Annotated in this window: 14 protein-coding genes and 1 pseudogene; 10 read left to right on the forward strand and 5 right to left on the reverse strand. The window is 68.9% G+C overall.

Features of this window, described 5'->3' with window-relative positions; all coding sequences use genetic code 11:
* Positions 1-4: 4 nt before the first annotated feature.
* Both typA and BWO91_RS07315 read left to right on the forward strand, forming a co-directional pair.
* On the forward strand, positions 5-1,912 hold the full coding sequence (typA, locus tag BWO91_RS07310; protein WP_064296411.1) for a translational GTPase TypA: 1,908 nt from the start codon (positions 5-7) through the stop codon (positions 1,910-1,912).
* A gap of 70 nt (positions 1,913-1,982) precedes the next feature.
* Positions 1,983-2,414, forward strand: a complete 432-nt coding sequence (locus tag BWO91_RS07315) for a hypothetical protein (protein WP_079002104.1) — start codon at positions 1,983-1,985, stop codon at positions 2,412-2,414.
* 97 nt (positions 2,415-2,511) lie between these two features.
* Here the strand turns inward: BWO91_RS07315 and efeB are convergent, their stop codons facing one another.
* The 3 genes from efeB to efeU all read right to left on the reverse strand — a co-directional run bounded on the left by efeB (position 2,512) and on the right by efeU (position 6,104).
* On the reverse strand, positions 2,512-3,876 hold the full coding sequence (efeB, locus tag BWO91_RS07320; RefSeq protein WP_079002107.1) for an iron uptake transporter deferrochelatase/peroxidase subunit: 1,365 nt from the start codon (positions 3,874-3,876) through the stop codon (positions 2,512-2,514).
* 113 nt (positions 3,877-3,989) lie between these two features.
* Positions 3,990-5,201, reverse strand: a complete 1,212-nt coding sequence (efeO, locus tag BWO91_RS07325) for an iron uptake system protein EfeO (RefSeq protein ID WP_079002109.1) — start codon at positions 5,199-5,201, stop codon at positions 3,990-3,992.
* 54 nt (positions 5,202-5,255) lie between these two features.
* Positions 5,256-6,104 carry an iron uptake transporter permease EfeU gene (gene efeU, locus BWO91_RS07330; RefSeq protein ID WP_079002111.1) on the reverse strand — a complete coding sequence of 283 codons (849 nt, stop codon included), beginning with the start codon at positions 6,102-6,104 and terminating at the stop codon, positions 5,256-5,258.
* Between the two features lie 203 nt (positions 6,105-6,307).
* Here efeU and BWO91_RS07335 point away from each other — a divergent pair, with 203 nt between their 5' ends.
* The 4 genes from BWO91_RS07335 (at position 6,308) to BWO91_RS07350 (ending at position 9,769) form a co-directional block, all read left to right on the forward strand.
* Entirely contained in the window at positions 6,308-6,841 is a 534-nt protein-coding gene (locus BWO91_RS07335) for a hypothetical protein (RefSeq protein ID WP_079002113.1), read from the forward strand.
* 39 nt (positions 6,842-6,880) lie between these two features.
* Positions 6,881-7,204 (forward strand): ferredoxin, encoded by a 324-nt coding sequence (fdxA, locus tag BWO91_RS07340; RefSeq protein WP_056007281.1) that lies wholly within the window; start codon positions 6,881-6,883, stop codon positions 7,202-7,204.
* 4 nt (positions 7,205-7,208) lie between these two features.
* Positions 7,209-8,330 (forward strand): succinyldiaminopimelate transaminase, encoded by a 1,122-nt coding sequence (gene dapC, locus BWO91_RS07345; protein ID WP_079002115.1) that lies wholly within the window; start codon positions 7,209-7,211, stop codon positions 8,328-8,330.
* A 179-nt stretch (positions 8,331-8,509) separates the two neighbouring features.
* Positions 8,510-9,769, forward strand: coding sequence for a citrate synthase (locus tag BWO91_RS07350; protein ID WP_064296340.1), 1,260 nt, complete (start codon positions 8,510-8,512; stop codon positions 9,767-9,769).
* Between the two features lie 105 nt (positions 9,770-9,874).
* Here BWO91_RS07350 and dapD read toward each other — a convergent pair whose 3' ends face one another.
* Complete coding sequence (gene dapD, locus BWO91_RS07355; protein WP_071261031.1) at positions 9,875-10,852, reverse strand: 2,3,4,5-tetrahydropyridine-2,6-dicarboxylate N-succinyltransferase; 978 nt, start codon at positions 10,850-10,852, stop codon at positions 9,875-9,877.
* Between the two features lie 51 nt (positions 10,853-10,903).
* Here dapD and dapE point away from each other — a divergent pair.
* The 3 genes and pseudogenes from dapE to BWO91_RS07370 all read left to right on the forward strand — a co-directional run bounded on the left by dapE (position 10,904) and on the right by BWO91_RS07370 (position 13,490).
* Positions 10,904-12,000 (forward strand): annotated as a pseudogene (gene dapE, locus BWO91_RS07360) (succinyl-diaminopimelate desuccinylase).
* A complete protein-coding gene (locus tag BWO91_RS07365) occupies positions 11,990-13,213 on the forward strand; it encodes a hypothetical protein (RefSeq protein WP_079002120.1) in 1,224 nt (407 codons plus the stop codon). Before dapE ends, BWO91_RS07365 begins: the two are co-directional and overlap by 11 nt.
* Before the next feature lie 103 nt (positions 13,214-13,316).
* Positions 13,317-13,490 carry a DUF3117 domain-containing protein gene (locus tag BWO91_RS07370; RefSeq protein WP_079002123.1) on the forward strand — a complete coding sequence of 58 codons (174 nt, stop codon included), beginning with the start codon at positions 13,317-13,319 and terminating at the stop codon, positions 13,488-13,490.
* A gap of 92 nt (positions 13,491-13,582) precedes the next feature.
* Here BWO91_RS07370 and BWO91_RS07375 read toward each other — a convergent pair whose 3' ends face one another.
* Positions 13,583-14,215, reverse strand: coding sequence for an O-methyltransferase (locus BWO91_RS07375; protein WP_064296167.1), 633 nt, complete (start codon positions 14,213-14,215; stop codon positions 13,583-13,585).
* A 71-nt stretch (positions 14,216-14,286) separates the two neighbouring features.
* On the opposite strand from BWO91_RS07375, the gene BWO91_RS07380 reads away from it, so the two are divergent.
* A complete protein-coding gene (locus BWO91_RS07380; protein ID WP_079002125.1) occupies positions 14,287-14,721 on the forward strand; it encodes a Sec-independent protein translocase TatB in 435 nt (144 codons plus the stop codon).
* Positions 14,722-14,751 lie beyond the last annotated feature (30 nt).

The raw sequence follows: 14,751 nt of genomic DNA on the forward strand, positions 1-14,751 counted from the left end.
TTTTATGGCGCTCGCCACTCGTTCCGATCTGCGCAATGTCGCGATCGTGGCCCACGTTGACCACGGCAAGACGACCCTCGTCGACGCCATGCTGCGACAGACCAACTCTTTCGCCGAACACGCCCACCTCGAAGAACGCGCCATGGACTCGAATGAGCTCGAGCGCGAAAAGGGCATCACCATCCTCGCCAAGAACACGGCGATCTCGTACAAGGGCGAACACGCCACCGACGGCCCGATCACGATCAACGTCATCGACACCCCGGGTCACGCCGACTTCGGTGGAGAGGTCGAGCGCGGCCTGTCCATGGTCGACGGCGTCGTCCTCCTCGTCGACGCGTCCGAGGGCCCCCTCCCGCAGACCCGCTTCGTGCTCCGCAAGGCGCTCGAGGCCAAGCTGCCCGTCATCCTCCTGGTCAACAAGACCGACCGTCCCGATGCGCGCATCGACGAGGTCGTCGTCGAGAGCCAGGACCTCCTCATCGGACTCGCCAGCGACATGGCCGACGACGTCCCCGACCTCGACCTCGACGCCATCCTCGACGTCCCGGTCGTGTACGCCTCGGGTAAGGCCGGCCGTGCGTCGTCCACCAAGCCCGCCAACGGCGAGCTGCCCGACAGCGAGAACCTCGAGCCACTCTTCGAGGCCATCCTCGAGCACATCCCGGCTCCGCAGTACGACGACGAGCACCCGCTCCAGGCGCATGTCACGAACCTCGACGCCTCGCCGTTCCTCGGTCGCCTCGCGCTCCTGCGCATCTTCAACGGCACGTTGAAGAAGGGCCAGACGGTCGCCTGGGTCCGCCACGACGGCGACGTCCACAACGTCCGCGTCACCGAGCTCATGATCACGAAGGCGCTCGACCGCTACCCGGCCGAGAGCGCCGGCCCCGGCGACATCGTCGCCGTCGCCGGTTTCGCCGACATCATGATCGGCGACACCCTGGCCGACCCCGAGGACGTCCGCGCGCTGCCGGCCATCACGGTCGACGACCCGGCCATCTCGATGACGATCGGTACCAACACCTCGCCGCTCATGGGCAAGGTCAAGGGCCACAAGCTCACCGCACGCATGGTCAAGGACCGTCTCGACCGCGAGCTCATCGGTAACGTCTCACTCAAGGTCCTCGACATCGGTCGACCCGACGCGTGGGAGGTCCAGGGCCGTGGAGAGCTCGCGCTCGCCATCCTCGTCGAGCAGATGCGTCGCGAAGGCTACGAGCTCACCGTCGGCAAGCCGCAGGTGGTCACGAAGCGTATCGACGGCAAGGTCCACGAGCCGTACGAGCACCTGACCATCGACGCTCCCGAGGAGCACCTCGGCGCGATCACCCAGCTCCTCGCCGCTCGCAAGGGTCGCATGGAGAACATGTCGAACCACGGCACCGGCTGGGTCCGCATGGAGTTCATCGTCCCGTCGCGCGGCCTCATCGGCTTCCGCTCCGAGTTCCTCACCGCCACGCGCGGTACCGGCATCGCCAACGCGCTCGCGCACGGCTACGGCGAGTGGGCCGGCGCGATCACGACGCGCAACAACGGCTCGATCGTCGCCGACCGCTCCGGCGTCGTCACCCCCTTCGCGATCATCGCGCTGCAGGAGCGCATGTCGTTCTTCGTGCAGCCGACCGAAGAGGTCTACGAAGGCATGGTCATCGGCGAGAACTCGCGCAACGACGACATGGACGTCAACATCACCAAGGAGAAGAAGCTGACCAACATGCGTCAGTCTTCGGCCGACAACTTCGAGTCGATGACGCCGCCGCGTGTCCTCACGCTCGAGGAGAGCCTCGAGTTCGCCCGCGAGGACGAGTGCGTCGAGGTCACGCCCGAGCACGTGCGCATCCGCAAGGTCGAGCTCGACGCTCAGGCCCGTCAGCGCAGCTACTCGCGTCTCAAGAAGCAGTCCGAGTAGGCAGTAGCCGCTCCAACCCGATGCCCGGTCCTCTCAGGAAGACCGGGCATCCGGTCGTTAAGCTGATCGCATGCGCCGACCCGCCTCCCTCGCCCTGCTGGCCGCCCTCGTCCTCGCTCCGACGCTCGCCGGGTGCAGCGTCATCGAGTCGACCGTCAAGGACTCCGTCGAGCAGGGTATCCGCGACGCCACCGGTGGCGACTTCGACGTGAACCTCGACGAGGGGCTGCCGGACGGCTACCCCGTCGACGCGGTCCCGGTGGTCGACGGCACGGTCAACGGCGGACGTGGGACGGTCGACGGCAAGGACACCTTCGTCGTCACGGTGCAGGCGACCGATGCGGCCACCGCAGCCAAGGATGCGCTCGTCGCGGTGGGCTTCACGGTCGACGGGGAGATCGCGAACGGCGACGGTTCGATCGTGACGCTGTCGACGACGGCCTACGACGTGAAGCTCGTCGCCTCGGCGGACAGCATCCTCTACACGGTGACGGTCAAGTAGCCGCCCTTCCGGTCCCTGAGCGCCCTTCCGGTCCCTGAGCTTGTCGAAGGGCGCACTTCGACAAGCTCAGAGACCAGGCTCAGCGACCGGGCAGGTCCTACGCGAAGAGCGTCTCGCCGACCCAGCCGTCCTGGTTCGCGCCCGGCGGCACCGCGAAGATCGCCGACCCGACGTGCTTGATGTACTCGTTGAGCGCATCGGTGGCCAGCGCGCGCTGCACGTCGATGAACTGCTTCGGCGATCGCTGGTACGACATGAAGAACAGTCCGGCGTTCAACCGCCCGAGGTCGTCGTTGCCGTCGACGAAGTTGTATCCGCGTCGCAGGAGCTTCGTGCCCTTGAGCTGGGTCGGGTGCGCCAGGCGCACGTGCGAGTGCTTGTCGATGAGCGGCTGATCCGTAGCCCCGACCGCTTCGAAGTCGGGCTCGGAGAACTCCTTGCCGCCCGACAGCGGTGCGCCCTCGCCCTTGCTCCGACCGATGACCCGCTCCTGCTCCTGGAGCTGCGCGCGGTCCCAGGTCTCGATGATCATGCGGATCTTGCGGACCACGAGGTAGGAACCACCGCTCAGCCAGGCGGCGCTGTCCCCGTCCTGGACCCACACCTGCTCTTCGACCGTCTTCGTCTCCTCGGACTTGACGTTCGCAGTGCCGTCTTTGAAGCCGAACAGGTTGCGCGGGGTGACCTGACTCGTAGAGGTCGACGAGGTGCGACCGAAACCGAGCTGCGACCAGCGGATGGAGGCACGTCCGAACGCGATGCGGCTCAGATTGCGGATCGCGTGCACGGCGACCTGTGGGTCGTCGGCGCAGGCCTGGATGCAGAGGTCGCCGCCGGTGAGGCCCGCCTGCAGGTTGTCGCCCGTGAAGCGGGGGAGCTTCTCCAACTCGGCAGGGCGCCGGTCGGCGATGCCGAACCGGTCCGTGCCGTCCTCGGCGGTGAAGAGTGTGGGTCCGAACCCGAAGGTGATCGTGAGCCCGCTGGCGGGCAGTCCGAGCGCCTCGCCGGTGTCGACCGGGGGAGCGAGCGGGGAGCCGTCCACGGCGCCACCGTCGGCGACCTCCTGGCCCTGCGTCATGCGTGCCGCGGCGACACTCCAGTCCTGGAGCAGCTCGACGAGCTCCTCCCTGGTGGTCCCCGCCGACACGTCGTACGCGGCGAAGTGCAGGCGGTCCTGCGCCGGCGTGGTGATCCCGCTCTGGTGCGCCCCGCTGAAGGGGTAGACCGTCGTGACGCCCGAGGCACTCGCCGAGGCGCTCACGGCTGCGGTGATGGCCGCGGTCGCCCCGGCTCCGGCCGCCAGCCCCGCGGCGCCTGCTCCGGCGAGGCCGAACAGCGCCCGTCGCGACAGCCCGCGCCGTGGGGTGTCGCTCGGCGGTGCGGACGCGGCGCCGGGTCCAGGTTCGGTGGGCGCCGATCCTGCCTCGGGTGCAGGGGGCGTGGGGGGAGTGTGCTCGGTCATCGGACCTCATGCTATTCAGGGATGGCTGGAAGGCCGCAGGGCCGGAACCCCCAGAATGCTCTGAGCGGTTCCGGCCCGGCGCGCCGCGGAGGCGGCGGTGGATCCGGTCGGTGTTACTCGGCGACGCCGAGCACCGTGTGGGTGAGCTGCGACAGCGGCTCGGAGAGGGCGTTCACCTGGTCGGAGAGCTCCTTGCGCTGCTCCTCGGTGACGGTGTCGTAGCTCACGAAACCGTTGTCGAGGCTGCCGTACTTCGCGAGCAGGTCCTGCAGTGCCGTGAACTCGGTCTCGATCTGGCCGACGAGCTTCGTGCCCGCGTCGCCCTTGCTCGCGGCGATGTCCTTGACGTTGCCGAACGCGACCTCGGCTCCCTGCACGTTGGCCGCGAAGTCGTAGAGGTCGGTGTGGGACCACCAGTCCTCCTCGCCGGAGATCTTGCCGACGGCGACCTCGTCGAGGAGACCGATGGCGCCGTTCGAGATGTCGCCGAGGCTCACGGTGAAGTCCTTCTCGGAGACGAGGTCGAATAACTGCTGCACGTCGTCGACGAGACCGGTGGCGAACTGCTGACGCTGCTCCGGCGTCGACGGCGTCCAGTCCAGCAGCGCGCTCGTGCCGTCGGAGTTCAGTGCGTCGGCTGCCGGTGGCCAGAGGTCCTTCTCGATCCGGTGGAAGCCGGTCCAGTCGAGTCCTTCAGCCACGGCGTCGACCTCGCGGTAGTCGATCTTCGGGTCGAGGTCGCCGAAGGCCTCGGCCGTCGGCTCGATGCGTTCGTACGAGACGCGCGTCGTCGCGAACAGCTGACGGGCGGTCTCGTCGTCGCCGGCGGCGTACGCGTCGGTGAAGGCCTTCACCTGCGGCACGAGTTCGGCCACCTGGGACTTGATGTAGGCGACGTAGTTCGTCACGGCCTGGTCGGTGAGCGCCTGCTCGTCCTTCGAGACGGCGGCGTTCTCGCCCGTCACGGTGAACTCGGCGAGGCCGACCGGTGCGCCGACGAGCTGGAACTTGCAGGCCGTGTAGTACGTGCCGGGGTTCAGCTGTGCGACGTAGGACACCGTCTGGCCCGGCGTCACGTTCTCCTTCTCGCCGACGATGCGCAGCTTGTCCGAGGCGAGGATCTCGAACTCGTTGACGTCGGTGCCGTTGTTGGTGATCGAGAAGGTCACGGCACCGGCCGTCGCCTTCGCCACGGACACCGAGCACGAGTCGTCGGTGATGGCGACGGTGAGTGCGTCGCTTCCCGTCTTGTTCGGGACGCATCCCGTGAGGGCGAGGGCGAGGACGCCCGCGCCGGCGAGGCCGGCGATGATGCGGTGCTGCATGGAGACTCCTGTCGGAAGGTGCTGGTGCTTGGTTCGTGGTGGGTCGGGGACCGGTCAGGCGTTCGTCGTGACCGGTTTCGTGACCGAGGTCGGGCGCCGACGGCCGAGTCCTGAGACCCGGATGAAGCAGACGAGCGTGACGATCAGGTACAGCAGCCACGCACCGAACTGTGCCCACGTCGGGGCGGGGGTGAAGTTGAAGAGTCCGCCGAGGACGGTGCCGTACCAGCTCGTCGGAGGGACGACGGCGCTCAGGTCGAACGCGGCCTGCCCCCAGCCGGGGATGACGCCCGCCTCCTGGAGGTCGCCGACGCCGTAGGCGAGGACGCCGGCGGCCACGACGACGAGGAAGAGGCCGGTCCACGTGAAGAAGGTCCCGAGGTTGATGCGGACGAATCCGCGGTAGATGAGATAGGCGATGACGACGGAGGTGAGGATGCCGAGGAGCGCGCCGATCGAGCCGACGACGGCGTTCTCGCCGGAGTTGACGCTTGCCCAGATGAAGAGGGCGGTCTCGATCCCCTCGCGGCCGACGCTGATGAAACCGAGCACGATGATTCCGATCGCCGACCCGGCGACGGCGGCGTCGAGTCGTGACTCGAGGTCGTGCTTGAGCTCTCGGGCGTTGCGCCCCATCCAGAAGATCATCCAGGTGACGAGCCCGACGGCCAGGATGGACAGTCCGCCGCCGAGGATCTCCTGCGCCTGGAAGCTCAGCCCGTACGGTCCCCAGGTGAGGATCGCACCGACCCCGAGCGAGACGACGATCGCGACGGCGACGCCGAGCCACAACCGGGGGAGGACGTCCCGGCGGCCGAGCTTGTTCAGGTAGGCGACGAGGATGCCGACGATGAGGCCGGCTTCGAGGCCTTCGCGGAGGCCGATGAGGTAGTTCGCGAGCACGTGACCGGACTTTCGGGCGTCGAGCAGGCGGTCGCCCGGGGGAGGCCGTCGTCTGCGGGGTGGGGTTGCATCCGAGGGCGCGCCGGGCGGGGACCGTGGTCCGGGCGGGGCGCTGCGACTTCGGAACGCGGTTGGGTAAGGCTAACCTTATCCGACGTCGACCATAGCGCCTGACACCGAGGGTGTCCAGATACAATCGGCGGATGACCGATCCGGCCCCCGACCCCAGCCTCCCAGACGGCCGCACGGTCGGCGACGACCGCTGGTTCCCGCCGACACCGCCGCAGCCGGACGCACCGCACGAGCCGTCCACGGCGTCGCGGGTGATCGGGATCGTCCTCGCGTTCCTCGTCGGTCTGGCGTACGGCGCCATCGGCACGGTCGCGCACGCCTGGGCGCCCTCCGTCCTCGGTGTCGCTCTCCCGGTCGGGCTGGTGCTCGGCATCCTCGGTGTGGCCATGCTCCTGATCGGACTCCGGATCGTCCTGGGAGACCGGCTCGCAGCGTCGGCAGCGGCGCTCGGGGTCATCCTCATGATCGGGATCCTGCTGCTCGAGAGCACCGGTGGCTCCGTCCTCATCCCGCAGAGCGTCTCGGGCCTCGTCTGGACCATCGCCCCCGGCCTCATCGCCGTCCTCGTCGTGGCGTGGCCGAAGCTCCCGGAGCGCGCCCGCAGGCGCGACGACCGTCCCGCGGGACCGACGCCCGAACCGCTCCCCGTCTCGCCGCAGGCGTAGACTGGACAACTCAGTGCTCGTGAAGGGAGCCACCCGCCCGTGACCTACGTGATCGCCCTGCCGTGCGTCGATGTCAAGGACCGCGCCTGCATCGACGAATGCCCCGTCGACTGCATCTACGAGGGTGAACGGTCGCTCTACATCCACCCCGACGAATGCGTCGACTGCGGTGCGTGCGAGCCGGTCTGCCCGGTGGAGGCCATCTACTACGAGGACGACCTCCCCGAGGAGTGGGCGGACTACTACAAGGCCAATGTCGAGTTCTTCGACGAGGTCGGTTCCCCGGGCGGGGCCGCGAAGGTCGGCGTGATCCCCTCGGACCACCCGCTCATCGCCGCGCTGCCGCCCCAAGCCCACGAGTAGTCGCGTGGCACTGCAGCCGCTGCCCGACTACCCCTGGGACCTCATGGTCCCGTATGCGGAGCAGGCCCGTCGGCACCCCGACGGCATCGTCGACCTCTCGATCGGTTCGCCGGTCGATCCGACTCCCGGCCTCATCCGGGATGCGCTCCGGGCGGCCACGGACGCACACGCCTACCCGACCACGGTCGGCACGCCCGAACTCCGGCAGGCGATCGTCGACTGGTTCGCGCGCCGTCGTGGCGTCGACGGGCTCACCCTCGACGCCGTCCTCCCGACGATCGGCTCGAAGGAACTCGTCGCGCTGCTCGCCTTCCTCCTCGGCCTGGGCGCCGGCGACACCGTGGTCCACCCCGTGGCCGCCTACCCGAGCTACGCGGTCGGCGCGGCGATCGCCGGAGCCGAGGCGTTCGCGTCCGACGACCCCGCCGAATGGCCGGAGAGCACCCGGCTGGTCTGGCTGAATTCCCCCGGCAACCCCGACGGTCGTGTCCTGTCGGTCGACGAGCTGCGGACAGCCCGAGCCAGAGCCCGCGAACTGGGCGCCGTCCTCGTGGGCGACGAATGCTACGCGGAACTCGGCTGGGAGAGGGAGTGGTCCGACACGCCGACCCCGTCCGTGCTCGATCCGCGCGTGACCGACGGCGACACCGAGGGTGTCCTCGCGATCTACTCCCTGAGCAAGCAGTCCAACCTCGCCGGCTACCGTGCCGCGTTCCTCGCGGGCGACGAGCGCCTGGTGCGTCGGCTGGTCACCGTGCGGCAGCACGCGGGTCTCATGCTGCCGGCCCCGCTGCAGGCCGCCATGGTCGCGGCACTCGGCGACGACGCCCACGTCGCGGAGCAGAAGGCTCGGTACCGCGCCCGACGTGAGGTGCTGCTCCCGGCCGTCCGCGAGGCCGGGTTCCGGGTCGACCGCAGCGAGGCGGGACTGTACCTGTGGATCACCGAGGGCCAGGACGCCTGGGTGAGTATCGACCGGCTGGCGTCGATCGGTGTCCTCGCCGGCCCGGGGGTGTTCTACGGCGAGGCCGGGCCGCAGCACGTGCGGCTCTCCCTGACCGCCACCGACGAGCGCATCGCGGCCGCCGCGGCCAGACTTCGGGGCCTCCGCCCGATTTCGGGGTGAACTCCAAGGAAGTCGCCGGATCACTGTGGGAAACAACAGTTGGGTCCGAAGCCGATTAGGCTGTATGTGACACGCCGTCGTATCGGAGGGCGATGTCGAGTCCCTATCGCACGAAGATATGAGGAGGCGCCGTGGGCGACGTCGAGAAACAGGCTTCCACCGAGACGCATCAGGTCACCCTGAACTACCCCGGCGGAACGGCCGAATTCCCGATCCACCAGTCAGCCCAGGGCGCGTCGAGTATCGACATCTCCTCGCTCACGCGGCAGACCGGCCTGACCACGCTCGACTACGGGTTCGTCAACACCGCGGCGACCAAGTCGGCGATCACGTACATCGACGGCGACCAGGGCATCCTGCGCTACCGCGGCTACCCGATCGAGCAGCTCGCCAAGCAGTCGACCTTCCTCGAGGTCGCCTGGCTGCTCATCCACGGGGAGCTCCCGACGGCCGACGAACTCGGCGGATTCGACGAGAAGATCCGGCGCCACACGCTCCTCCACGAGGACCTCAAGCGGTTCTTCTCCGCGCTCCCGCACACGGCCCACCCGATGGCCGTCCTGTCGAGCGCCCTGCAGGCCATGTCGACCTACTACGAGTCGGACGCCAACCCGCACGATCCCGACCACGTCGAGCTCACGACGGTCCGCATGCTCGCGAAGCTCCCGGTGATCGCCGCCTACGCGCACAAGAAGTCGGTCGGGCAGGCGTTCCTCTACCCCGACAACTCCCTGAGCTTCGTCGACAACTTCCTCAAGCTGAACTTCGGCAACCTCGCCGAGCCCTACGAGATCGATCCCGTCCTGTCGAAGGCGCTCGACCTCCTGCTCATCCTGCACGAGGACCACGAGCAGAACGCCTCGACCTCCACGGTCCGCCTCGTCGGCTCGACCGGAGCGAACCTCTACGCCTCGGTGTCCGCCGGTATCAACGCCCTGTCGGGTCCGCTGCACGGTGGCGCGAACGAGGCCGTCCTGCAGATGCTCGGCCGGATCCAGGAGTCCGGCGAGGGCGTGCAGCGCTTCGTCGACCGCGTGAAGAACAAGGAAGACGGTGTGAAGCTCATGGGCTTCGGGCACCGCGTCTACAAGAACTACGACCCGCGCGCCAAGCTCGTCAAGGAGAGCGCCGGCGAGGTGCTCCGTGCCCTCGGTATCAACGACCCGCTGCTCGACCTCGCTCAGGAGCTCGAGCAGATCGCCCTCGAGGACGACTACTTCAAGGAGCGCAAGCTCTACCCGAACGTCGACTTCTACACCGGTGTCATCTACAAGGCGATGGGCTTCCCGACGCGGATGTTCACGGTGCTCTTCGCCATCGGACGCCTGCCCGGGTGGATCGCCCACTGGCGTGAGATGAATCTCGACCCCCAGACGAAGATCGGACGCCCGCAGCAGCTGTACACGGGCTCGCCCGAGCGGCCCTTCCCGACGCGCTAGTCCCGTAGGTTCCTGAGCCTGTCGAAGGGTGGTTCCTGAACCTGTCGAAGGGCGGCCCCGCATCCACCTCGGATGCGGGGCCGTTCTGTGTTCGGGGACGCCGGGTCAGGCGTGCAGTGCCGCGTTCAGCTCGACGCCCGAGCCCGAGCGGGGGAGCACCTCGACGGCACCGGTGAGCGAGTTCCGACGGAACAGGAGGTTGGGGACACCCGACAGCTCGACCGCCTTGACCGTGCGCGGCGCGCCCTCGGCCGTGGCCGCAGCACCCGCGAGGACGACCTTGGTGCCCGCGGTCACGTAGAGACCGGCCTCGACCACGGAGTCGTCGCCGATCGAGATGCCGATGCCGGAGTTGGCGCCGAGGAGGGCGCGCTGACCGATCGCCACCCGCTGCGTACCACCGCCGGAGAGCGTCCCCATGATCGACGCACCACCGCCGATGTCGCTGCCGTCGCCGACGACGACGCCCTGCGAGATGCGGCCTTCGACCATCGACGCGCCGAGGGTCCCGGCGTTGAAGTTGACGAAGCCCTCGTGCATGACGGTGGTTCCCGGTGCCAGGTGGGCGCCGAGCCGGACGCGTGAGGCGTCGGCGATCCGGACCTTGTCGGGCGTCACGTAGTCGAGGAGTCTCGGGAACTTGTCGATGCCGGTCGCGTGGATGCCGGCGCGGAGGAGCGACGGTCGGAGACGGTCGAAGTCCGCGGGGTGCACGGGGCCGGCGTTGGTCCAGACGACGATCGGGAGGTGCGCGAAGACACCGTCGAGCGAGATCGTGTTCGGCTGGACGAGCAGGTGGCTGAGCAGGTGCAGCCGCAGGTAGGCGTCCGGGGTGCTCTGCGGAGCGGCCTGCAGCTCGATCTCGACGGTGACGATGTCGATGCGGACGGCCCGGCGCTCGTCGTCGGTCGCGAGGGCCTCGAGGTCTGCGGGGGCGATCCAGCGGTCGCGGCCCTCGGGGATCCGTCCGAGCGAGGGCTCGGGGAACCAGGTGTCGAGCACGGTGCCGTCGGCGGCGATGGTCGCGAGGCCGGAGCCCCAGGCGTGAGTCGGAACGGGGGTCTCGGCAGGCGCAGCGGTCATGGCTCCAGGGTACCGGCCAACACTCAGGCCGACGGCCAATACACTGGTGCCATGCCAGCCGAAGTCCCCGTACTCGACCTGTCCGTCTCCTCGGTGGAACTCACCCAGCAGCTGTGCGACATCGCCTCCGTCTCGGGGGATGAGGCCCGCATCGCCGACGCGATCGAGGCGTCGCTCGAGGGGCTCGAGCACCTGACGATCGTGCGCGACGGCGACACGGTCGTCGCTTCCACCTCGCTCGGACGTGCCCAGCGGGTCATCATCGCCGGACACATCGACACCGTCCCGATCAACGGCAACGTCCCGACCCGGTTCGAGGAGCGCGACGGCGAGGCGGTGCTCTGGGGTCGGGGACGGTCGACATGAAGGGCGGCGTCGCGGTCCAGCTGAAGCTCGCGGCTGAGCTCACCGATCCCGTCGTCGACATCACCTGGATGTGGTACGACAACGAGGAGGTCGCATCCGACCTCAACGGCCTCGGTCGTCTCGCGCGGAACCGTCCCGACCTGTTCGTCGGCGACTTCGCGATCCTCGGCGAGCCGAGCAACGCCGGCGTCGAGGGCGGCTGCAACGGAACGCTCCGCGTCCACGTGAGTGCCCACGGCAAGCGGTCGCACGCGGCCAGGAGCTGGGTCGGCGTCAACGCCATCCACGCGATCTCCCCGGTCCTCGCGACACTCGCCTCGTACACGCCACGGGAGGTCGAGGTCGACGGGCTCGTCTATCGCGAGGGCGTCAACGCGGTCGGGATCACCGGCGGCGTCGCCGGGAACGTGATCCCCGACCTCGTCACCGTCGAGGTGAACTACCGCTTCGCTCCGAGCCGGACGGGTGCCGAGGCGCTCGCCCACCTCGAGGAACTCTTCTCCGGCTTCGAGGTCGTGCAGACGGACGTCGCGGAGGGCGCTCGTCCCGGGCTCGACGCGCCGATCGCCCAGGACTTCCTGGCCGCGGTCGGCGGCACACCGGCCCCGAAGTACGGCTGGACGGACGTCGCACGCTTCTCCGCACTCGGCGTCCCCGCCGTCAACTACGGACCGGGTGACCCGCTCCTCGCCCATGCCGACGACGAACGCGTCCCGCTCGCGCACATCGAGGACTGCGAGCGCGGGCTCCGTGCCTGGCTGACCGGGCCCGATGGTCGCTGACGCGGCCCACTCGACCGAGGTCGAGGAGCGGCCGTCGGTGCTCCGGCGCTGGGCCCGCCTGCCCTGGTGGGGGCGGATCGTCATCGTGTACGTGTCGTCGCGCCTGGTGACGACCGTGATGTTCGCGGTCGCGAGTCTGCTGCAGGCGCCGGACTCCCGGTTCGGCGCGTTCCCCTCGCTGGGGACGCTCGCCGCCGGCTGGGACGGACAGTGGTACTGGTGGATCGCGACGTACGGCTACCCGACCCAGCTGCCGCTCGACGACGCCGGCCGGGTCGCGGAGAACGCGTGGGCGTTCATGCCGGTCTATCCGGGGGTCGTGAAGGCGCTCTCGGTCGTCACCTTCCTGCCGTGGCCGGTCATGGCCGTGATCGTCTCGCTGTGCTGTGGCCTGGGGGCGGCCCTGCTGTTCCACCGGCTCCTGCGCATCCGCCTCGGCGATGAACGGGCGATGTTCGCCGTCGTGCTGTTCTGCATCGCCCCGCTCAGCGCCCTGTTCCAGGTCGCCTACGCCGAATCGATGTTCCTGCTGCTGCTGACGCTCGCGCTGCTCCTGCTCGTGACGCGCCGGTACGGCTGGCTCCTCACGGTCATCCCGGTCATGGCGTTCACCCGCCCCGGAGTCCTGGCCTTCTCGCTCCTGCTGGGCCTCCATCTCATCGTGCGGATCGTCACGCGACACCGCGACCCGCTGGGGCGCCGCGAGGTCGTCCTCATCCTCGCGGGCGGGGCACTCGCCGCCGTCGCCGGATTCGCGTGGATGGTCATCGCCGGCCTCGTCACCGGGACGCCGGAGGCCTACCTCGAGACGGAGCTGGCGTGGCGGGCCGCCTTCATCGGGGAGCAACCCCTCGTCCCGTTCTCCGCCTGGATCCAGGGCGGCCAGTTCTGGTTCGGAGATGGTCCGGGCATCGCCGTCGTCGTAGCGGTCTTCGTCGGCTCCGTCGTGCTCCTGTTCCTCCCGCCGGTGCGTCGGCTCGGAGCCGACCTCCGGTTGTGGGTGGGGTCGTACCTCCTCTACCTCTTCGCGGTGTTCTTCCCGCAGACGAGTGTCTTCCGGCTGCTCGTCCCGGTCTTCCCGCTCCTCGGTGCGGTCGCCGTCCCACGGAACCGCTGGTACCGCGGCGGCGTCGTCATCGTCTCGCTGGCGCTGCAGTGGTGTTGGATCTTCGTCATGTACGGCCTCGCGAACGCGTATTGGACCATTCCCTGAGCGCGGATCGGGCGTCATCCTGCGCCTCGCCGCGCTCAGGATTATCACGAGCCCCCGTGATACGAGATAATGGGGGTCAGTCGAACAACGAGAGGGGACTCGCATGGCCGCAATGAAGCCACGCACCGGAGACGGGCCAATGGAGGCCGTGAAGGAGGGTCGGCTCATCATCGTGCGAGTGCCTCTTGAAGGGGGAGGGCGTCTCGTCGTGTCGGTCAACGACGCAGAGGCTCAAGAACTGCATGATGCACTCGCGGGTGTGGTGAGCGCGGGCTGATCCCCGTCACCGACGCCGCATGAGCTGAGAACCGGCCGTCATCACTGCTCGCAGAGTCAGGATGGCGGCCGGTTCGTCGTCGTGCGGAGCGCTCAGAGGTTGGGTTTGGTGATCTGCAGGAGGCCGTCGCCGGCGGGGGACAGGGCGCTGACGACCGCGTCGGACGCGGAGATCTCCTGGACGAGCGAGCGGAACAGTCCTGTGGTCTCGTCCCGCTGAGCCGGATCGGCCACGCGACCTCGCCAGAGCGCATGCGGGACGAGCACGGTGCCGCCGGGACGCACCAAACGGAGTCCGTGCTCGACGTACTCGATCACCGATCCCGGGTCGCCGTCGACGAGGACGAGGTCGTAGGAGTTCTCGTTCATCCGCGGAAGGACGTCGAGTGCGCTGCCGGTGATGAGGCGGATGCGGTTGGTCGTGATGCCGGCCTCCGTGAACGCCGCGCGTGCCTGCTGCTGGTGCACGATCTCGGTGTCGATGGACGTCAGCACCGCGCTCGTGGCGCCTCGGAGCAGCCAGAGCCCGGAGACGCCGGTGCCGGTCCCCACCTCGACGATGGACTCCGCGCGGGTGGCCGCGGCCACCACCGCGATCTGCGCGCCGATCGCCGGGGAGATCGGTTCGACACCCAGTTCGTGCGCGTGAGCGCGGGCCGTGAGCATCGCCGCGCTCTCGACGACCACGTCGCCCGCGTACTTCCAGTTGAGATTGTGTTCTGACACCTTGCCTCCGGATCCCAGCGTATGGCCTGGAACTGCTCCGACAGCTGAGGCTCGCGCGGTAGTCTGATGTCGTGTTCGGTCTGACCTTCGACAAACTCCTCATCATCGGGGTCATCGCCGTGTTCCTGCTGGGTCCGGAACGGCTGCCGTACTACGCCTCGCAACTGGCGCGACTCGTCCGCACCCTCCGCGACCTCGCCTCCGGTGCCAAGGACCGGATGCGCGAGGAGATGGGGCCGGAGTTCGACGAGGTCGACTGGAAGAAGCTCGACCCACGTCAGTACGATCCGAGGCGCATCATCCGCGAGGCGCTCCTCGACGACGAGCCCCCGGTGGCGCCGACGGTCGCGACGACCGCTCCGCTCGACGCGGCTCCCGCGGCCGCCGCTGCAGCCGTTCCGTCGCTCGAGAAACCGAAGTCGATCCAGGCGGCGACCGACGAGCGCCTGCGCCGACTCGCAGCCGGGGAGACCGCCGCGCCCCCGTTCGACCTCGAAGCCACCTGAGTCCGCTTCGGTCGCACGCGTCCGACCCGG

Source organism: Plantibacter flavus (assembly GCF_002024505.1).
In the GTDB taxonomy this organism is placed as follows: domain Bacteria; phylum Actinomycetota; class Actinomycetes; order Actinomycetales; family Microbacteriaceae; genus Plantibacter; species Plantibacter flavus_A.